This window comes from Mesorhizobium sp. P2_E6 (assembly GCF_056403835.1).
Genome location: NZ_JBFUEQ010000002.1, coordinates 345,561 through 363,652, shown reverse-complemented (window position 1 = coordinate 363,652; position 18,092 = coordinate 345,561). Strand labels below are relative to the sequence as shown.

The window sequence follows — 18,092 nt, the reverse complement described above, 5'->3', positions numbered from 1 at the left end:
GTTCCGCGCTACGCCAACTCCTCCGAATGCGCGATCGTCACGCGGTACTCAGCCGCCGCGTCGAGCATCGTGTGCCACAGGCTTCCGGCGAAGGTCGCAAACACCAGCAGGTTGAACACGGCCTGCCCATCCGGCCGGTCGCCGCCGCGCCAGAGCGTGACGCTGGTGTGATCGATCGAAGTTGCGGCGGCGGCGCCAATCGGGAAAGCCGACGGGTGAAGATCGATCGACGACAGCTTGGCCAGCACGGTGCGGGCCTTGGCCCCGGAAATGCGGACCAGGGCGCGCGCATGCGACTGGTCGGACAGGGAGGCAGGGCCGGACAATGCCGGCGCCAGCGTGTCCATCGTGTGCTTGCCGCCCTTAGACAGGACGAAGAACTGATCCGGCCCGGACCAGATCAGCGTGGCGTCTTGAGCCTGTACCACCGTGGGCGCATTGGGAGCCGCCACGCCGAAACGGCCGTTGGCCACCCGCGCCAGTTCGGCCGCTTTGCCGCGCCGCGCCATCACCTGGATCAGGTCGAAATTGCGGATTTCCGTCAGCGAGACGCCGGCCTCGATGCCGCGTGCGCCATGCGCGCCTGGGGCAAGCGCATGCTCGAGCGGACTGCGGGAAGACCAGGAAAACTCAGCCACGCTGGCGCCCTCCATCCGGATCGTAGAAGACGGGATTGCACAGTTCGACGTCATAGTCCTCGCCGCGCAACGGATCATGTGCATGGACGATCTCGCCGATGCGTTCGCGGCCGCGCTCGACCAGGCCGAGCCCGATCCATTGGTCTGCTGTCGGCGAGAAGCAGACCGAGGTGACATAGCCCTGGTCGTTGCCCGGGCCAGGTGTCTGCCCCTTCGGAATGATATGCGCGCCGGAGCGCAGCCTGCGCGCCTTGTCGACCGGCTTGATGCCGACCACGACCTGACGGTCCGGTGCAACCAGCGCCTCGCGCCCGGCCATGACGCGGCCAATGAAATCCTTTTTGGTCGACATCATCTTGCCGAGACCAAGATCCGCCGCCGTCGTCGTACCGCTCAGTTCCGGTCCGGCGATGTGACCCTTTTCAACCCGCATAACGCCGAGCGCCTCGGTGCCGTAAGGCGTGACGCCGAATGGCGCGCCGGCCAGCATCAGATTGCGCGCCATGGCATCGCCAAAGCGTGCCGGCACCGAAATCTCGAACGCCATCTCGCCGGAGAACGAGATGCGGAACAGCCGCGCCTTGATGCCGCCGCGCAAGCGGACTTCGCGCGCGCCCATGAACGGGAAACCTTCATTGGAAAGGTCTTCCGCCGGATCGACAATCTCCTTGAGCAGGTCACGGGTCTTCGGCCCGGCGATCGAGAACTGTGCCCACTGGTCCGAGACCGAAGTCAGTTGCACGTCGAGTTCGGGAAACAGCACCTGCCGGCAGAATTCGAGATGCTGCATCACCAGTCCGGCCTTGGCCGTCGTGGTGGTCAGGAAATAATGATCCTCGGCCAGCCGCGACGTGGTGCCGTCGTCATAGACCATGCCGTCCTCGCGCAGCATCAATCCGTAGCGGGCCTTGCCGACGGCGAGATTGGAGAAGGTGTTGACATAGACGCGGTCCAGGAAAGCGCCGGCATCCGGGCCGTGCACGTCGATCTTGCCGAGCGTCGAGACATCGCAGAAGCCGACGCCGCCGCGCACCGCCTTGACCTCGCGGGTCACCGATTCCAGCCAGTCCTTCTCGCCGGCGCGCGGATACCACTGCGCGCGCTTCCACAGCCCGGTGTCGACGAAAACAGCACCTTGTTCGGCGGCCCAGTGATGCGACGGTGTCAGCCGCGTCGCATGGAACGTCTCGTCGCGATGATGGCCGGCAAAGGCGCCGATCGCGACGGGCACGTAAGGAGGGCGGTAGATCGTCGTGCCGGTCTCGGGAATGGACCGGCCGCTGACCGCGGCCATGATGGCGAGACCGGCGACATTGGAGGTCTTGCCCTGGTCGGTCGCCATGCCGAGCGTTGTGTATCGCTTCAGATGCTCGACCGATTCAAAGCCTTCGCGCTGCGCCAGTTCGATGTCGGAGGCGGTGACGTCGTGCTGGTAGTCGACAAAGGCCTTGCCCTTGCCGGCAACGTGCCAGAGCGGCTTGAGCGAGAACGCCTCGTCGTCGGCGACAGGGGCGGTGCCTGCCTTGCCGCCGTGCCCGGTGTCATGCGCGGCTGCGCTACCCGCGGCAAAGCCCTGAGCCAAGCAGGCGCCGAGCCCGAAGGCACCGTTGGCGGCGCCCACGGCCACCATTCCGGGAGGCGCGCCATTCGGCACGAAGGCGGCGATGTTATCCAGCCATTTCGGCCGGCCGCGATGATAGGAGGTCAGCCCGACAGCCGGGTTCCAGCCGCCGGAAACGGCAAGCCCGTCGGCTTCGACCTCGGCGCGCGCGCCACCGGTGAGTGACGCAGCGATCTTCCTGACGCCATCCTTGCCGCCATCGACCCCACTGACCGAACCGTGCAGCACCGGGAAGCCGCCCTTGGACGCCAGCGAACGATGGGCGGGCGATACGTCAGGCCGCGCGTCGATGACCGCCGCGATCTGCAACCCGGCGCCGAGTGCGATCTCGACCGTGCGCCAGCCATCCTCATTGTTGGTGAACAGCGCGATGCGTTTGGCCGGCGCTGCCGCGTAGCGCGCGACGTAGGTCCGCATGGCGGAAGCCATCATCACGCCAGGCGTGTCGTTGCCGGCAAAGACGATCGGCCGTTCGATGGCGCCGGCCGCGACCACGCAGCGCCTGGCCACGATCCGCCACAGCCGCTGGCGCACCTGATGCTCCGGCGGCGAGGGCAGATGGTCGTTGACCCGCTCGATGGCGCCATAGGTGCCGCCGTCATAGACCCCGAACAGCGTCGTGCGGGTCATGATGCGGACGTCTGGCAGGGTAGCAAGCTCAGCCAGCGTCCGCGAAAGCCATTCCGCTGCCGGCAGGCCATCGATCGTGCCGCCATCCGCCAGCAGGCGGCCGCCCGGCGAAAAATCCTCCTCGCACAGGATGACACGGGCACCCGAGCGTCCGGCTGCCAAGGCCGCGGCCAGTCCGGCCGGGCCCGAGCCGCCGATCAGCACATCGCAATGCGCCCACGCCTTGTCGTAATGGTCGGGATCGGCGACGCCCGCGGCGCGGCCAAGTCCGGCGGCGCGGCGGATCGCCGGTTCGTAGATCGCTTCCCAGAATTTCGCCGGCCACATGAAGGTCTTGTAGTAGAAGCCGGCGACGAAGATCGGCGCGAACAGCTGGTTGACCGACATCACATCGTGGCGCAGCGATGGCCAGCGGTTCTGGCTAGCGGCCTCTAGCCCTTCATAGAGCTCGGCCGTGGTCGCCTTGGTGTTCGGTTCGCGCCGCGCGCCGGTGCGCAATTCGACCAGCGCGTTCGGCTCTTCCGAGCCAGCGGTGAGGATGCCGCGCGGGCGATGGTATTTGAACGAGCGGCCGACAAGCTTGACGCCATTGGCGATCAGCGCCGAGGCGAGCGTGTCGCCCTGGAAGCCGGAGAACGTCTTGCCGTCGAAACGAAAATTCAGCGGCGCGGAGCGGTCGATCAGGCCGCCGGACGTGAGGCGATGGGATTGGCTGAACGTCACGAGTGCCGGCCTTCCGTGAGTTCGATGAAACGCGAGGGGGTTGCGCTGCCCCTCATCGCTCTGCCGGGCACTTCTCCCCATATAGTCACGGGGAGAAGGACGCCGCCGCCGAAGATTTCGCCAATCATCGACGTTGCAGAAAGGGCGCCGAGGTTGCGGCCAGCCTTCCTCTCCCCGTCGCTATACGGGGAGAGGATGCCGGCAGGCAGGTGAGGGGCGGCGCTGACCTGAACAGAAGAATTCATTTCGCGGCCTGCCTAGCACCGGCGCCCCCCGCCGGCTCAACCGAAGAAATCTCGTGCGTCAGCGTGTTGCGGCCGATCTTCAGCCAGGTCCGGCAGCCGCCGCCATGGTACCAGTATTCGCTGGTCTCGCCGGCGACATTGTCGCGCAGATAGACGTAGTCGAAGACCTCGTCTTCCGAGGCGCCGGCCACCGGCCGCACCGGCTTGGCGTCGCCCAGATAGGTGAATTCGCCGAGTTCGCGTTCGCCGCAGAAGGGACAGACAATGCGCATGGTTCCGTCCGTCCTCAGTGCAGGTTCGGTTGGGCGCCCTGGCCCTTTTCGTCGATCATCGCACCAGTCCGGAAGCGGTCGAGGCGGAACCGTGCGGCTTCTTCGTGCGGCGTGTCGCGAGCCAGCAGATGGGCAAAGACAAAGCCCGATCCCGGCGTCGCCTTGAAGCCGCCATAGCACCAGCCGGCGTTGAGGTAGAGCCCGTCGATCGGCGTCTTGTCGATGATCGGCGAGCCGTCCATCGACATGTCCATGATGCCACCCCACTGGCGCAGCAGGCGCACGCGGCCGATCATCGGCATCAGCGCCATGCCGCCCTCGCAGACATCCTCCATCACAGGCATGTTGCCGCGCTGGGCGTAGGAATTGTAGCCGTCGATGTCGCCGCCGAAGACCAGCCCGCCCTTGTCCGACTGGCTGACGTAGAAATGGCCGGCACCGAAGGTCATGACACCGGGGATCAGCGGCTTGATCGCTTCGGAGACGAAGGCCTGCAGCACATGGCTTTCGATCGGCAGGCGCAGGCCCGCCATCGCCGCGACGCGCGAGGAACTGCCGGCGACCGCCATGCCGACCTTGCCGGCGCCGATCTTGCCGCGCGAGGTCTCGACGCCGGTCACCTTGCCGTTGGCGTCGCGGGTAAAGCCGGTCACCTCGCAGTTCTGGATGATGTCGACGCCGAGCGCGCTCGCCGCATGGGCATAGCCCCAGACCACGGCATCGTGGCGCGCCGTGCCGCCACGCCGCTGCAAGAGCCCGCCTTGCACGGGAAAGCGCGCATTGTCGAAGTTCAGGAACGGGATCATCTTCTTGACCGCGGCGAGGTCGAGCAGTTCGGCATCGATGCCATTGATGCGCATGGTGTTGCCGCGCCGCGCATAGGCGTCGCGCTGTGCGTCGGAATGGTAGAGGTTGATGACGCCGCGCTGGCTGACCATCGTGTTGTAGTTGAGGTCCTGCTCCATCCGTTCCCACAGCTTCATCGACAGTTCGTAGAAGCCGGTGTTGCCGGGCAGGCCATAATTGGAGCGGATGATGGTGGTGTTGCGGCCGGCATTGCCGGAGCCGATCCAGCCCTTTTCCAGCACGGCGACATTCTTGATGCCGTACTCGCTGGCGAGAAACCATGCGGTGGCCAGGCCATGGCCGCCGCCGCCGATGATCACCACGTCGTAGCGATCCTTCGGCGTGGCGTCGCGCCAGGTGCGCTGCCAGTTCTTGTGGCCGGACAGGGCGGCGCGGGCGAGCGAGAAGATCGAGTATTTCATCAGTTCATTCCGAGGTCGCTCGCATTCGCTGGGAGTTAGATATCCAACGTGTGGTCGCGCTCCCATTGCGTGAAGTGCGAAGCATAGGAATTCCATTCCTGGTGCTTCAGCTTTAGGTAGGCCGACGAGAATTCCTCACCCAGCGCCGCCTTCAGCGATTTGTCCTTGTCGAACTCGCGCAGCGCGTCGAGCAGGTTGAGCGGCAGCTTCGGCGCGCCCTTCACGGTGTGACCGTGCTGGTACATGTCGATGTCGTAGCGCTTGCCGGGGTCGGCCTTCGAGCGGATGCCGTCGAGGCCGGCGGCGATGATGACCGCCTGCAGGAGATAGGGGTTTGCCGCGCCGTCGGGCAGGCGCAGTTCGAAACGGCCGGGGCCGGGCACGCGCACCATGTGGGTGCGGTTGTTGCCGGTCCAGGTCACCGTGTTCGGCGCCCAGGTCGCGCCCGAAATGGTGCGCGGTGCGTTGATGCGCTTGTAGGAATTGACCGTCGGGTTGGTGATCGCAGCAAGCGCGGATGCATGCTTCATGATGCCGCCGAGGAAATTCTTGCCCTTGGCCGACAGGCCGAGTTCCATCGCATTGTCGGCAAAGACGTTGGTCTTGCCGGCCTTGTCCCACACCGAGATGTGCGCATGGCAGCCATTGCCGGTCAGGCCCTGGAAGGGCTTCGGCATGAATGTCGCGCGCAGGCCATGCTTTTCCGCGATCGACTTGACCATGAATTTGAAGAAGGAATGCTTGTCGGCGGTCGCCAGCGCATCGTCGAAGGCCCAGTTCATCTCGAACTGGCCGTTGGCATCCTCGTGGTCGTTCTGGTAGGCGCCCCAGCCGAGCGCCAGCATATGGTCGCAGATCTCGGCAATCACGTCATAGCGGCGCATCACCGCTTGCTGGTCGTAGCAGGGCTTCGACGCGGTGTCATATTCGTCGGAGATCGTCTTGCCGTCCGGCGAGATCAGGAAGAACTCGGCCTCGACGCCGGTCTTGACGTGCATGCCGTCGCTGGCCGCCTCGGCGATCAGTCGCTTTAACGTGTTGCGCGGTGCCTGGTCGACCTCCTTGTCGTCCATGATGCAATTGGCGGCGACCCAGGCAACTTCCGGTTTCCACGGCAGCTGGATCACCGAATCCGGATCCGGCACCGCCAGCATATCGGGATGGGCCGGCGTGAGATCAAGCCATGTGGCGAACCCGGCAAAGCCGGCGCCGTCCTTCTGCATGTCGGCGATGGCCTGCGCCGGCACCAGCTTGGCGCGCTGGCCACCGAACAGGTCGGTGTAGGAAATCATGAAATATTTGACGTTTTTCGCCCTTGCGAAGTCTGCAAGATCAGCTGTCACGGAAGTTTCCCCATTTTTTTGTCGATTGGTGGCCCCAGAGCGTGTGGGCTTCGGCCCTTCGTTGATCAGAAGCCGTTCTTCCCCGGTATCCAGTTGGTGCCGGCCAGCGGCACGCCGGCCATGGCGGCGGCCTCGATCGTCAGCGCGACAAGGTCCTCGGGTTCGAGATTGTGCAGGCTGTTCTTGCCGCACGCGCGGGCGATAGTCTGAGCTTCCAGTGTCATCACCTTGAGGTAGTTCGCCAGCCGGCGCCCGGCGGCGACCGGGTCGACGCGCTTCATCAGTTCCGGGTCCTGCGTGGTGATGCCGGCCGGGTCGCGGCCCTCGTGCCAGTCGTCATAGGCGCCCGCCGTGGTGCCGAGCTCGTTGTACTCGGCCTCCCAGCGTGGGTCGTTGTCGCCGAGCGCGACAAGGGCAGCCGTGCCGATCGAGACCGCATCGACGCCCAGCGCCAGCGCCTTGGCGACATCGGCGCCGTTGCGGATGCCGCCGGAGACGATCAGCTGCACCTTGCGGTGCATGCCGAGATCCTGCAGTGCCTGCACCGCCGGCCTGATGCAGGCAAGCGTCGGCTGGCCGACATTTTCGATGAACACTTCCTGCGTGGCCGCCGTGCCGCCCTGCATGCCGTCGACGACGACGACATCGGCGCCGGCTTTCACGGCAAGCGCCGTATCGTAATAGGGGCGGGCGCCGCCGACCTTGACGTAGATCGGCTTTTCCCAGTCGGTGATTTCGCGCAGTTCGAGGATCTTGATCTCGAGATCGTCGGGCCCGGTCCAGTCGGGATGGCGCGAGGCCGAGCGCTGGTCGATGCCTTTCGGCAGCGTGCGCATTTCGGCGACGCGGTCGGAAATCTTCTGGCCGAGCAGCATGCCGCCGCCGCCGGGCTTGGCGCCCTGGCCGACGACGACTTCGATGGCATCGGCACGGCGCAGGTCGCGCAGGTTCATGCCGTAGCGCGATGGCAGGTATTGGTAGACCAACGTCTTCGAATGGCCGCGCTCTTCCTCGGTCATGCCGCCATCGCCTGTGGTGGTCGAGGTGCCCGACAGGGTCGCGCCGCGTCCGAGCGCTTCCTTGGCCGGGCCGGACAGCGAGCCGAAGCTCATGCCGGCGACGGTGATCGGGATCTTGAGTTCGATCGGCTTCTTGGCATGGCGTGAACCGAGCACGACGCTGGTGTCGCAGCGCTCGCGATAGCCTTCCAGTGGATAGCGCGAAATCGAAGCACCGAGGAACAGCAGGTCGTCGAAATGCGGCAGCTTGCGCTTGGCGCCGGCGCCACGGATATCGTAGATCCCCGTCGCCGCGGCGCGGCGGATTTCAGAAAGCGTGTAGTCGTCGAAGGTCGCGGATTTGCGCGGCGTCGTCGGCGGGTTCCTGTAGGTCATGCTGCCTCAATACGCGTCGGCGTTGTCGATATTGAAATTGTAGAGTGTGCGCGCCGAGCCGTAGCGTTTGAAGTCCGACGGCTTGACGCCGGTGACGCCGGCACGGTCGAGCAGGCCTTGCAGCAACTCCAGGTGTTCGGCCCGCATCTCCTTGGCGATGCAGTCGGCACCGAGGCTGTCGACCTTTCCGCGCACGAACAGTCGCGCCTCGTAGATGGAATCGCCCAGCGCATCGCCCGCATCGCCCAGCACCACCAGATTGCCGGACTGCGCCATGAAGGCCGACATGTGGCCGATATTGCCGTGCACGACGATGTCGATGCCCTTCATCGAAATGCCGCAACGCGACGAGGCATTGCCTTCGATGACCAGCAGGCCACCCTTGCCGGTGGCGCCGGCATACTGGCTGGCATCGCCCTTCACGGTGATCGAACCCGACATCATGTTCTCGCCGACGCCGGGCCCGGCCGAGCCATGCACAGTGATGGCGCTGCCGGAATTCATGCCGCCGCAATAATAGCCGACGCTGCCGCGCACATCGATGGTAACAGGCTGGTCGACGCCGACGGCGACCGAATGATTGCCTTTCGGGTTCAGCACTTCCCACGCCGTTTCATTCGAGCCGGGCGCCAGATTATGCAGCGCCTGGTTGAGCTCGCGCAACGACATCTGGTCGAGGTCGAAGACCCGGGAAGCGTGGTCGTGCGCCGCCGTCTTTGAAAGTTTGGTTGCCGGCATGAACTCAATGCTCCCAGAAATAGACGGTTGCGGGCTCGGGTTCCCAGACCCTCGCATTGTCTATGCCGGGCAGTTTGGTCAGCGCACGATACTCCGAGCCGAAGGCGACATACTGGTCGGTCTCGGCCATCACGGCGGGCTTGCAGGCGATCGGATCGCGCACCACGCCAAAGCCGTTCTTGGTGCCGACGACAAAGGTGAAGAAGCCGTCGAGGTCGGAGAGCGTGCCCTCCAGCGCTTCGCCGAGATTCTTGCCATGCGCCATCTGCGAGGAGAGATAGGCGGCTGCGACCTCGGTGTCGTTTTCGGTCTCGAAGGTCATGCCTTCGCGGATCAGTTCGCGGCGGACATTGTTGTGGTTGGACAGCGAACCATTGTGCACCAGGCACTGGTCGGCCCCGGTCGAGAACGGATGCGCGCCCATCGTCGTCACCGCAGATTCCGTCGCCATGCGGGTATGGCCGATGCCATGCGTGCCGGTCATGCTGCGGACGTCGAAGCGGTCGACCACCGCCTCGGGCAGGCCGACCTCCTTGTAGATTTCGACCACGTCGCCGGCGCCCATGATGCGGATGTCGGGGCGCAGCGCCTGGATCGCCTCGCGCGCCTCGTCGATCTTGTCAGGCGTGGTCCTGACGACCGCATGGGTCGATTTGACAGTGATCGTCACTGGCGTGCCGATGGCCTTGGCGAGTTCGGCATCGAGGCCGCGGAAATCGCGTTCCGGCTTGGCCGACTGGATGGTGATCTTGGCCTCATTCCTGGAAGGCGCGCCATAGATGGCGATGCCGGCGCTGTCCGGACCCCGATCGCTGAGCGAGATCAGCATCTGCGACAGCATCGAGCCAAGCTGGGGTTCCAGCGACTTGTCCTTCAAAAACAGTCCGACAATTCCACACATGTCAGCCTCCCGGTGTTTGCAGCTCTGAGATGATGTACCGAATGAGTCCCCTGAATTCAATCGTATGAAAAAAATATTCCTCCAGTTACGTATGTTTCTCAATGCCGGTCTGCGCGCCATCATTGTCTCGTCGGACCTTGTGAACCCATTTGGCGGTGCGGATGCGGGCTATCCTGTAGGCGTCGAGGATCGACAACGCATAAATCAGGAAGCCGCCGGCATGACGGCCGACAAAGCTGGCGTCCGGCGGTGCGATCTTGGCGGTGACCCATGCCAGGATCACCATGAAGAAAAGAAATTGCAGGCCGCGCACCGGCACGCCCAGAATGACGTGTCCGCTCGCCGGCAGAACGATTGCCGCGCCGAGCACCAGATACGGGTTGGGAGGGGCGGGTACAGTGACGGAACTGGTCATGCGGCCTGCCGATCGCTTTTGTTGATGGCGTCGCGAAGTGCCGACACCGACACCAGCAGTCTTTCGATCAGCACTGGGTCAAGTGTGGCATCCCCAAATTCGGCTTGCCGGAACACGCCGTAGCGTGCCCGCTCGGCCTCGGCCAGCAGCCAGACGATGCGTATGCCCTTGGGTGTGATCAGCAGTTCCTTGGCGCGCCCTTCGGAGAAGATCTCGACATGGCTGGCGATGATGCCTTGGGGAAAACGCGCGCCCCTGCGATCGGTGCGCAGCACTGCCTCGGCTGGAAATCCCGGAGCCTTCGGCAGCGTATGGTCGAGATGATCGAAATTGGAGAAGGTCGTCGGCGAGCCCGGCCGCATCATCATGTCGAAGGTGCCGGGCACCGACACGGGCTCGGTGATCGAGACGCTCAGCCAGCGTGCCGGAAGTTTTCGTGTTGCCAGCGTATCGACGATCGTGCGCACCTGGACGCGTCGGCCGTTCCAGGAACCTTCCCATGTGATGACACCGGCGGTGCCGTCCGAAACATCGGCAGCGTCGGCAATGACGGTACGAACGCTGGCATGCTCGATGGCGAGCGCCACTGACGCCCTGTTGCGGCTGGCGCGCGCCAGCCAGGCAAGATGAAGGACGAGGGCCAGGACAATTGCTCCGGCAAAGAGTGCTGACGTCACCTCGGACATTTTGTCATGCCAGGCCCGTCCAGGATCCGGACGGGCCTACTCCCATCAATAACCCTGCGGCTTCGGCCACGGCATGGTGAACTGATCGCCACGCCGCACGAATTTGTAGCGGTAGAAATGGAACCATAGCGAGATCAGGAAATAGAAGGCGACCATGGCGATCAGCTGTGAGCCGAAGCCGAGGAAGATGGCGAAGAAGGTCACCACGCACAGGCAGAACAGCACGATCGCCGGCAGAGGATGGAACGGATGCGTATAGCCGCGGCGGATCGAGCCGAGCGGCCATTTCTTCCTGAACATGACGATGTTGATGCTCATGAACGTGTATTGCAGCACACCCGACAGGATCGAGAAAGTGATCGCCTGGTTGAGGTCGGCGATGAAGGCGAAGGCCAGCGCGATCGGCAGCAGGAACAGGATCGAGCGATAGGGCGTGCGGTATTTCGGATGCACGGCCGAGAACCATGTCGGCAGGTAGCGGTCGCGGCCGAGCGAGAACCAGGCGCGCGCCGCATCGTTGATGCAGCCATTGGCGGAGGCCAGCGCGGCAAGCAGCGTCGCGATGAACAACAGGTTCTCAAGCAACGGGCTGCCGGTCAGCTTGCCGGCGTCCCACAGCGGGTAATAGGTGATGCCCAGATATTCCCACGGCATCATCGAGGCGCAGACATACCAGGTCATGGCGGCGGCGATCAAAAGCGTGATCATGCCGGCCATCGTGCCGTAGGGCAGCGAGCGCGCAGGCGAGCGCACTTCCTCGGCCGCCTGCGTCGTGCCCTCGATGCCGAGATAGTACCAGATGCCGAACTGGAAGGCGGCGATGACGCCGATCCAGCCATAGGGCAGGGCGTTGTCGGGTGTGACCAGTTCGTTGAGCTTCAGCACGGCGCCCTGCGTCCACGGGCTGACCGAGAAAAACAGGATGACGATCGAGATGTAGGCGATTGCGGTGATGACGAAGTTGACGTTGAGCGTCATCAGCACGCCGCGATAGTTCAGCCAAGCCAGCACCACGATGGTGGCGGCGATGAAGGAATTGTGGGTGAGCCCTTCGACCCCCGCCTTGGCGACGATGGTGTCGCCGAGCAGGATCGCGTCGGACACTTCGAGCATGGTGTAGGCAAAGACCAGGAACAGGGCGACATTGAAGGCCATCAGCGGCCCGACAATGTGCTTTGCCTGCGCATACTGGCCGCCGGCGGCGGCGACGGTCGATGTCACTTCGGAATCGATCATCGCGACCGAGGTGTAGAGCAGTCCGACGAGCCAGCAGACGATCAGCGCGGCGAGTGCGCCGCCCTTGTCGGCGGCGAAATTCCAGCCGGTGAATTCGCCGACCAGCACGATGCCGACTCCGAGCGCCCAGACATGGGCCGGGCCGAGCACGCGCAGCAGTGAGACCCTGTCCCCGTGGATTACCGGTTCAAGTGTGATCGTCATTGTTCAATCCCCACTCAAATCCGGTGTTTTTCGGAAACGGCTTCCAATTCGCCTTCGCGCGACGAGGTCAGCACCTCTTCTGAGAAGGTCGTGTCGACCTTGAACCAGTCGTAGAGCATCCACAGGGCAAGCACGATCGAGATGCCCCAGCATGCGTAGGAGAGTGCCATCCACATGATCGTGTCCCCCGATTGTGCGTGGAAAGTTTTTACTTGTCGTCGAACTTTTCGTTGATGACTTCGCGATATTCGCGGTCGGAGGCGCGGAACAGGAAGACGAAATAACCGATAAGCACCGCGGCCATGATGATCAGCGTCGGCCAGTCGATGACATAGTGGAAGCGGTTCCGGATGATGTCGTGCGCGGTCTCGGGCGTGTAGCCGAGCTTTTCCCAGATCGAGGCCATGGTCGCGTTCTGGCCGAGCGCCTCCCAGGTCTTGGTATCGAGTGCGTCGATCGATTTCGCCGCACCCGCCAGCCCGAGTTTCAGCGGCAGCCACAGGGCGACGAAGATGGCGACGACAACGACGACGATATCGAAAATCTGTCCGGCCTTGCTCTGCTCCGGCGGTTTGTAGCGCGACATATCTTGTACCCCTTCAGGACTTGCGGTTGCGGAACGCGTCGGCGTTCTTGATGTCGAGCCCGTAGATGAAGTCCTTGTCTTCCTTGTAGTGCTTGACCATCGCCAGGATGGCGGCCGTGTTGAAGATCAGCACGGCGGCCGCCGCGATCGCGACGACGACCTTGATGCCGCTATCGGGGATGTATGGCCACGTCATGAGGAGGACGAAGAGGATCGTCGCCCACAGGCAGACGATCAGGAGCACGGATCCGCGCACGTCGGAACGGTACAGCGCTTCAATGCGCTGCTGCATGTCTGACATCGGTTTTCCCCTTTTTCCGACGCACGGTTCCGAATCCACCGCGCGTCGCCCTCTTTCAAGAGAGTGAAATTTTTTTCATAAATTCCGTCCGATTTCCGCAATTGTCAAGCCGATTTTACGTTGGGTTAACCGTTTGCTTCGTGCGACGGATTTTGCCTGACAATGAAATTAATTGCTTATGGGTATTGCGGCGCTCGAATGTTTGCGGTCAATATTCGGCCAAAGCCCCCGCCACTGTGCAGGGGGCAGGGAACAGCAAACGATTTTTCGAAACGGAGGACGAGCGGATGACGGCATCCTGGAGATTTTCGACCCTGGCGGATCGCCATCGCGCCCTTGGTTCGAAGCTCGAAGACTGGAGCGGCATGGGGACTGCCTGGACCTACGACAAGGACGCCGACGAAGAGTACGTCGCCATCCGCACCAAGGCCGGGCTGATGGATGTTTCGGGCCTCAAGAAGGTCCACATCACCGGGCCACACGCCTCGCACCTGATCGATTTGGCCACCACGCGTGACGTCGAGAAGATCTATCCCGGCAAGTCGGCCTATGCCTGCATGCTGAACGAGGCGGGAAAGTTCACCGACGACTGCATCCTCTACCGCACCGGACCGAATTCCTGGATGGTCGTGCATGGCTCCGGCACCGGCCATGAGGAGTTGCAGCGCGCTTCCGTCGGGCGCGACGTCTCCTTGCGCTTCGATGACAATCTGCATGACCTGTCGCTGCAGGGACCGACCGCCGTCGATTATCTGGCCAAGCATGTGCCTGCTATTCGCGATCTCAACTATTTCCATCACATGCAGACGCAGCTGTTCGGCTTTCCGGTGATGATTTCACGCACCGGCTACACCGGCGAGCGCGGCTACGAGATCTTCTGCCGTGGCCAGGATGCCGGCACGATCTGGGACAGGATTCTCGACGAGGGCAAGAGCGCCGGCATCATTCCGTGCCGCTTCACCACGCTCGATATGCTGCGCGTCGAGAGCTACCTCTTGTTCTATCCCTACGACAATTCGCAGAAATACCCGTTCGACAATGAAGGTCCCGGCGACACGCTGTGGGAGCTCGGCCTCGACTTCACCGTCAGCCCCGGCAAGACTGGCTTCCGTGGCGCCGAGGAGCATTACCGCCTCAAGGGCAAGGAACGCTTCAAGATTTATGGCGTTCTGCTCGACGGCAAGGAGCCGGCCGACGAGGGCGCGCCGGTCTATCGCGACGGCAAGAAGGTCGGCGTGGTGACCTGCGCGATGTATTCGCCGCTGGTGAAGAAGTCGATGGGCATCGCCCGGCTCGACGTCGACTGCGCGGTCAAGGACACCAAGCTCGAGATTCGCAACAAAAGCGGTTCGATCAAGGCGACGGCGCAGCCGCTCCCCTTCGACGATCCCAAGAAGACCAAGCGCACGGCCAAAGGTTGAGGCATAGTCAACAGCGAGGGGTTCGAGGCACGAAGACTTAAATGGCAGCCAAAAGCATCATCAGCCGGCCCGTTTACGGAACGCTGTCTCCACAGCCCGGCAAGCACCATCTTTTCGTGGCGGATGCGGAGGGCGCGCTGGCGATAGCGGAGATGGCCGAGCGGACCCCGCCAGGGTTTTTCGACGGCGCCGAAATCGTCTTCATCCCTGGCCCTGACGGCAAGCACGCCGCAGCGCTCGAAGCGCTGAAGCCGGCGCAGTTTCATGAGGCGCCGTCCTTTGCCAGCCTGCTGCCGCGGCTCAGGCAGACGCTGGCCAATGCGCATATGGGCCTGCGCCTCTATCTCTCCGGCACCGAAGGCCTGATCGGCCAGGCGATGCAGGCCGCCCTTGAAGCCGGCATCGATCACACCTCGATCCAGACCGAGCATCGCGGCTCGCTGGCACGGCGCATGCAGTGCGTGCATTGCAAGGGTATCACCGAGAACGTGACGACGCAGCCGGCGACCTGCGCGCATTGCGGCCTGCTGCTTCTGGTGCGCGACCATTATTCCAGGCGCATCGCGGCGTTCCAGGGTGTCTGCATCAACGCTGAGGATCGCAGCGAGATTCCTCCGATGGAGGAGATTTTTCGATGAGCACCGGAACGACAAAACTCGATGTCGTGGTCAGCGATGTGGTGCCGGTCAATGAGCTGGTCACCCGCTTCCATTTCCGCCGCCGCGACGGCCAGCTCTTGCCGACCTTTTCCGGGGGCGCCCATGTCGTGGTCGAGATGCGCGACGGCGAGCGCACCCGGCTCAATCCCTATTCGCTGATGGGCTCGCCGCTCGACACGCGCGAATACACGATCAGCGTGCGCCGCGACGATGTCGGCCGCGGCGGCTCGCTGTTCATGCACAGGAATGTCCGGCCTGGCCATGAAATGGTGGTCAGCTATCCGGTCAATTTGTTCTCGCTCGACCTGCGCGCCAGAAAGCACCTGATGCTGGCGGGCGGCATCGGCATCACGCCGTTCATGGCGCAGACCGCGCAGCTGGCGGCGGAAGGCGGCAATTTCGAACTGCACTACACCTGCCGCACCGCTTCGCTCGGCACCTATGCCGATGTGCTGCGCGAGCGCTACGACCGACGGGTCAGGCTCTATCATGACGACCTTGACGAGCGCATCGAGCTCGACCGGCTGTTGTCGTCGCAACCGCTCGGCACGCATCTCTATGTCTGCGGTCCGGCCGGCATGATCAACTGGGTGCGTGAGCGCGCAGCCACCCTGGGCTGGCCGTCCGAAACCGTGCATTTCGAGCATTTCGCGGCGCCCCAGCCCGGCCTGCCGTTCGACGTGACGCTTGCCGTAACTGGCAAGACGATCAGGGTCGACGAACAGCAGAGCCTGCTCGAAGCGATCGAGGCGGCCGGCGTCGATCCGCCCTATCTCTGCCGTGGCGGCGTCTGCGGCCAGTGCGAAACCAATGTCATCTCGTATGACGGCAAGTTCATCCACAACGACCACTGGCTGAGTGAGGAAGACCACCGCTCGGGCTGCAAGATCATGCCGTGCGTGTCGCGCTTCGAGGGCCGGTCGCTGGTGTTGGAAAGATAGGAGGCGAGCTTGGGAATCACTTTTCGCAAGGAAACGTTCCGCGACGATTTCACCTTCAAGAACAGCCCGGAGCACATTCGGCGGTTCCCGTTCCCGTTCCACGAAGACGCCTACATGTATGCGGTCAACATCGAGCCGCATGTCGTCGGACCCAAGGGCAGCGTGCTGGAAAACCTGATCGACGTCGACGAGCACTATGTCGCCGAGATGCAGGACCGCGCGCTGGTGCTGGCCGAGGATCCGCTGCGCTGCCAGTCGCTGCCACACATGACGCTGGCCGGCTGGGACCTGCTGGAGCTCCTGATGGAGCAGCAGGCGCTGGGTTATCCCGAGCATTTCACGCTGACCCGCGACGGCGATCGCTGGCGCTGGATCAACCGGCCGCTCGGCATCGACGACACCTTCACTTTCGGCGACACCTCGACGCTGCCCTACGGGCCGATGGAGTACATCACCCGGCAGAGCCAAGGCGATTTCTGCATCCTCGACCAGCGCGACGGCAATCTGTGGATGGATGCCGGCATGGTCACCACCCAGGCCGACTGGTCGCTCGATTTCGACATCGGCATGAACTTCTTCGAGTGGCACGCGCCGGTGCCGCTGGCGCATGAAAAGGGGATTTTCACCCGGGCGCTGAAATTCCTCACCAACATCCAGCAAGGCAAGCCGGCGCGGCGCCTAAACTGGACGATGACCATCAATCCGCGCCTCGATACCAGCCCGGAAAATTATCACAAATGGGGTCCGGACCGGACCACGGTGACGCCGGAGAATGTCGGCGACAAGGTGCACCTGCGCGTCGAGCTGCAGAGTTTCTGGCGGCTGCCGCGCTCGAACGGCATCGTCTTTCCGATTCGCTGCTATCTGATCAAGATGGACGAACTGGTGACGCAGCCGAAATGGGCACGCCGCCTGCACCGCGTCATCCGAGACCTTCCGGACGAACTCGCCAACTACAAGGGCCTGACGCGCTATCGCCCGACGCTGGTCGAGTGGCTGTCGAAGCTCGACGACGGCAGCCCGACATCGCCAGGCTTCGGGCCGGACTAACCCGCGCTGTTCTGCGGATAGCAAATGATCGAGAGGTAGCGCATCGGCAGCTGCGTTAGCTGTTCGGGCCCGTGCGGCGCGTCCGCGTCGAAGAACAGGCTGTCGCCGGGCTTCATCGGATAGAGGTTGCTGCCGTGCCGGTAGACGACCTCGCCTTCGAGCATATAGAGAAACTCCATGCCCTCATGCTGGAAGGTCGGGAAGACGTCCGAATCCTCGGTCAGCGTGATCAAATAGGGTTCGACGACGACGCCGCTGGTGTTGGAGCCGATATGGCCGAGCAGATTGTACTGGTGACCGGCGCGCGTGCCACGACGTTCGACGTCGAGCCCTTCGCCGGCCTTGACGAAGACGGCGCTGCGCTCCTCCTCGAAGCGGCGGAAGAAGGCGGTGACCGGAACGCCGAGCGCCCGCGACAGCGCCTGCAAGGTGGTCAGCGACGGCGAGGTGATGCCGTTCTCGATCTTGGACAGCATGCCCAGCGAAATGTCGGTGGCGACCGCCAGATCGGCGACGGTGATGCCGAGCTTCTTGCGGAACGCCCGTACCTCGCGGCCGATCGCGACCTCCAGCACTTTTTCGCGGGTGTCGCGAATGGCGTGCGGGTTCTGCGTCAGCGGCGCCCGGATGGTCTTGCCGTCCGACGAAACCTTGGGCAGCGGCTTGGCCTTTGCGCCGGCAGGGCCGGCACCAGGGTTGGGATCGGAAATCTTGTTGGCCATGTCGCCCTCGGACTCTGCGGATTTATTTCACTCTAGGTGAACATGTCAGGTGCCGATACATGAGCGCAACCGCGACGGCAAGTCGCCTGAAGGCGCAT

19 protein-coding genes are annotated in these 18,092 nt (G+C 63.5%); 4 read left to right on the top strand and 15 right to left on the bottom strand.

All coding sequences use genetic code 11. The features are described 5' to 3' along the window. Positions 1 to 8 precede the first annotated feature (8 nt). The 14 genes from AC1D08_RS06430 to AC1D08_RS06365 form a co-directional block, all read right to left on the bottom strand. Positions 9 to 638, bottom strand: coding sequence for a sarcosine oxidase subunit gamma (locus AC1D08_RS06430; protein ID WP_457150327.1), 630 nt, complete (start codon positions 636 to 638; stop codon positions 9 to 11). Beyond that, entirely contained in the window at positions 631 to 3,612 is a 2,982-nt protein-coding gene (locus tag AC1D08_RS06425) for a sarcosine oxidase subunit alpha (RefSeq protein ID WP_457150328.1), read from the bottom strand. The genes AC1D08_RS06430 and AC1D08_RS06425 overlap by 8 nt, the downstream gene beginning before the upstream one ends. A gap of 241 nt (positions 3,613 to 3,853) precedes the next feature. Continuing rightward, entirely contained in the window at positions 3,854 to 4,129 is a 276-nt protein-coding gene (locus tag AC1D08_RS06420) for a sarcosine oxidase subunit delta (protein WP_477422770.1), read from the bottom strand. Positions 4,130 to 4,143: 14 nt separating this feature from the next. Then, a complete protein-coding gene (locus tag AC1D08_RS06415; RefSeq protein WP_457150330.1) occupies positions 4,144 to 5,397 on the bottom strand; it encodes a sarcosine oxidase subunit beta family protein in 1,254 nt (417 codons plus the stop codon). A 35-nt stretch (positions 5,398 to 5,432) separates the two neighbouring features. Then, positions 5,433 to 6,740, bottom strand: a complete 1,308-nt coding sequence (glnT, locus tag AC1D08_RS06410; protein ID WP_457150331.1) for a type III glutamate--ammonia ligase — start codon at positions 6,738 to 6,740, stop codon at positions 5,433 to 5,435. A 65-nt stretch (positions 6,741 to 6,805) separates the two neighbouring features. Continuing rightward, a complete protein-coding gene (locus AC1D08_RS06405; RefSeq protein ID WP_027023053.1) occupies positions 6,806 to 8,134 on the bottom strand; it encodes an FMN-binding glutamate synthase family protein in 1,329 nt (442 codons plus the stop codon). 6 nt (positions 8,135 to 8,140) lie between these two features. Then, entirely contained in the window at positions 8,141 to 8,872 is a 732-nt protein-coding gene (locus tag AC1D08_RS06400; protein ID WP_095088211.1) for a GltB/FmdC/FwdC-like GXGXG domain-containing protein, read from the bottom strand. A 4-nt stretch (positions 8,873 to 8,876) separates the two neighbouring features. Continuing rightward, positions 8,877 to 9,773: a class II glutamine amidotransferase gene (locus AC1D08_RS06395; protein ID WP_457150333.1), complete on the bottom strand. Its 897-nt coding sequence runs from the start codon at positions 9,771 to 9,773 to the stop codon at positions 8,877 to 8,879. Between the two features lie 85 nt (positions 9,774 to 9,858). Next, the gene (locus AC1D08_RS06390; RefSeq protein WP_477413725.1) at positions 9,859 to 10,188 is read right to left on the bottom strand and encodes a hypothetical protein; all 330 of its coding nucleotides are present in this window, start codon (positions 10,186 to 10,188) and stop codon (positions 9,859 to 9,861) included. Next, positions 10,185 to 10,874, bottom strand: a complete 690-nt coding sequence (locus tag AC1D08_RS06385) for a hypothetical protein (RefSeq protein WP_457150335.1) — start codon at positions 10,872 to 10,874, stop codon at positions 10,185 to 10,187. The genes AC1D08_RS06390 and AC1D08_RS06385 overlap by 4 nt, the downstream gene beginning before the upstream one ends. Positions 10,875 to 10,919: 45 nt before the next feature. Then, complete coding sequence (locus AC1D08_RS06380; protein WP_095088220.1) at positions 10,920 to 12,314, bottom strand: APC family permease; 1,395 nt, start codon at positions 12,312 to 12,314, stop codon at positions 10,920 to 10,922. Between the two features lie 14 nt (positions 12,315 to 12,328). Beyond that, positions 12,329 to 12,490, bottom strand: coding sequence for a hypothetical protein (locus tag AC1D08_RS06375; RefSeq protein ID WP_095088222.1), 162 nt, complete (start codon positions 12,488 to 12,490; stop codon positions 12,329 to 12,331). Positions 12,491 to 12,522: 32 nt separating this feature from the next. Further along, a complete protein-coding gene (locus AC1D08_RS06370) occupies positions 12,523 to 12,900 on the bottom strand; it encodes a hypothetical protein (RefSeq protein ID WP_095088224.1) in 378 nt (125 codons plus the stop codon). Between the two features lie 13 nt (positions 12,901 to 12,913). Further along, the gene (locus AC1D08_RS06365) at positions 12,914 to 13,201 is read right to left on the bottom strand and encodes a hypothetical protein (RefSeq protein ID WP_095088227.1); all 288 of its coding nucleotides are present in this window, start codon (positions 13,199 to 13,201) and stop codon (positions 12,914 to 12,916) included. Between the two features lie 287 nt (positions 13,202 to 13,488). Here AC1D08_RS06365 and AC1D08_RS06360 point away from each other — a divergent pair, with 287 nt between their 5' ends. The 4 genes from AC1D08_RS06360 to AC1D08_RS06345 are packed head-to-tail and all read left to right on the top strand — an operon-like array spanning position 13,489 to position 17,272. Then, on the top strand, positions 13,489 to 14,622 hold the full coding sequence (locus AC1D08_RS06360) for an aminomethyl transferase family protein (protein WP_457153357.1): 1,134 nt from the start codon (positions 13,489 to 13,491) through the stop codon (positions 14,620 to 14,622). 41 nt (positions 14,623 to 14,663) lie between these two features. After that, positions 14,664 to 15,260 carry a dimethylamine monooxygenase subunit DmmA family protein gene (locus AC1D08_RS06355; protein ID WP_457153358.1) on the top strand — a complete coding sequence of 199 codons (597 nt, stop codon included), beginning with the start codon at positions 14,664 to 14,666 and terminating at the stop codon, positions 15,258 to 15,260. Then, entirely contained in the window at positions 15,257 to 16,222 is a 966-nt protein-coding gene (locus tag AC1D08_RS06350) for a PDR/VanB family oxidoreductase (protein WP_457153359.1), read from the top strand. Before AC1D08_RS06355 ends, AC1D08_RS06350 begins: the two co-directional genes overlap by 4 nt. Before the next feature lie 9 nt (positions 16,223 to 16,231). Continuing rightward, the gene (locus tag AC1D08_RS06345; protein ID WP_457153360.1) at positions 16,232 to 17,272 is read left to right on the top strand and encodes a heme-dependent oxidative N-demethylase family protein; all 1,041 of its coding nucleotides are present in this window, start codon (positions 16,232 to 16,234) and stop codon (positions 17,270 to 17,272) included. Here AC1D08_RS06345 and AC1D08_RS06340 read toward each other — a convergent pair. Continuing rightward, positions 17,269 to 17,994 carry a helix-turn-helix domain-containing protein gene (locus tag AC1D08_RS06340; protein ID WP_457153361.1) on the bottom strand — a complete coding sequence of 242 codons (726 nt, stop codon included), beginning with the start codon at positions 17,992 to 17,994 and terminating at the stop codon, positions 17,269 to 17,271. The two genes, AC1D08_RS06345 and AC1D08_RS06340, sit on opposite strands and share 4 nt — an antisense overlap. Between the last annotated feature and the right edge of the window lie 98 nt (positions 17,995 to 18,092).

Excerpts from the sequence above, each read along its gene's own strand:
- AC1D08_RS06420 (WP_477422770.1), bottom strand. The coding sequence starts at position 4,129 with ATGCGCATTGTCTGTCCCTTCTGCGGCGAACGCGAACTCGGCGAATTC.
- AC1D08_RS06415 (WP_457150330.1), bottom strand. The coding sequence starts at position 5,397 with ATGAAATACTCGATCTTCTCGCTCGCCCGCGCCGCCCTGTCCGGCCAC.
- AC1D08_RS06405 (WP_027023053.1), bottom strand. The coding sequence starts at position 8,134 with ATGACCTACAGGAACCCGCCGACGACGCCGCGCAAATCCGCGACCTTC.
- AC1D08_RS06400 (WP_095088211.1), bottom strand. The coding sequence starts at position 8,872 with ATGCCGGCAACCAAACTTTCAAAGACGGCGGCGCACGACCACGCTTCC.
- AC1D08_RS06395 (WP_457150333.1), bottom strand. The coding sequence starts at position 9,773 with ATGTGTGGAATTGTCGGACTGTTTTTGAAGGACAAGTCGCTGGAACCC.
- AC1D08_RS06390 (WP_477413725.1), bottom strand. The coding sequence starts at position 10,188 with ATGACCAGTTCCGTCACTGTACCCGCCCCTCCCAACCCGTATCTGGTG.
- AC1D08_RS06385 (WP_457150335.1), bottom strand. The coding sequence starts at position 10,874 with ATGTCCGAGGTGACGTCAGCACTCTTTGCCGGAGCAATTGTCCTGGCC.
- AC1D08_RS06380 (WP_095088220.1), bottom strand. The coding sequence starts at position 12,314 with ATGACGATCACACTTGAACCGGTAATCCACGGGGACAGGGTCTCACTG.
- AC1D08_RS06375 (WP_095088222.1), bottom strand. The coding sequence starts at position 12,490 with ATGTGGATGGCACTCTCCTACGCATGCTGGGGCATCTCGATCGTGCTT.
- AC1D08_RS06370 (WP_095088224.1), bottom strand. The coding sequence starts at position 12,900 with ATGTCGCGCTACAAACCGCCGGAGCAGAGCAAGGCCGGACAGATTTTC.
- AC1D08_RS06365 (WP_095088227.1), bottom strand. The coding sequence starts at position 13,201 with ATGTCAGACATGCAGCAGCGCATTGAAGCGCTGTACCGTTCCGACGTG.
- AC1D08_RS06360 (WP_457153357.1), top strand. The coding sequence starts at position 13,489 with ATGACGGCATCCTGGAGATTTTCGACCCTGGCGGATCGCCATCGCGCC.
- AC1D08_RS06355 (WP_457153358.1), top strand. The coding sequence starts at position 14,664 with ATGGCAGCCAAAAGCATCATCAGCCGGCCCGTTTACGGAACGCTGTCT.
- AC1D08_RS06350 (WP_457153359.1), top strand. The coding sequence starts at position 15,257 with ATGAGCACCGGAACGACAAAACTCGATGTCGTGGTCAGCGATGTGGTG.
- AC1D08_RS06340 (WP_457153361.1), bottom strand. The coding sequence starts at position 17,994 with ATGGCCAACAAGATTTCCGATCCCAACCCTGGTGCCGGCCCTGCCGGC.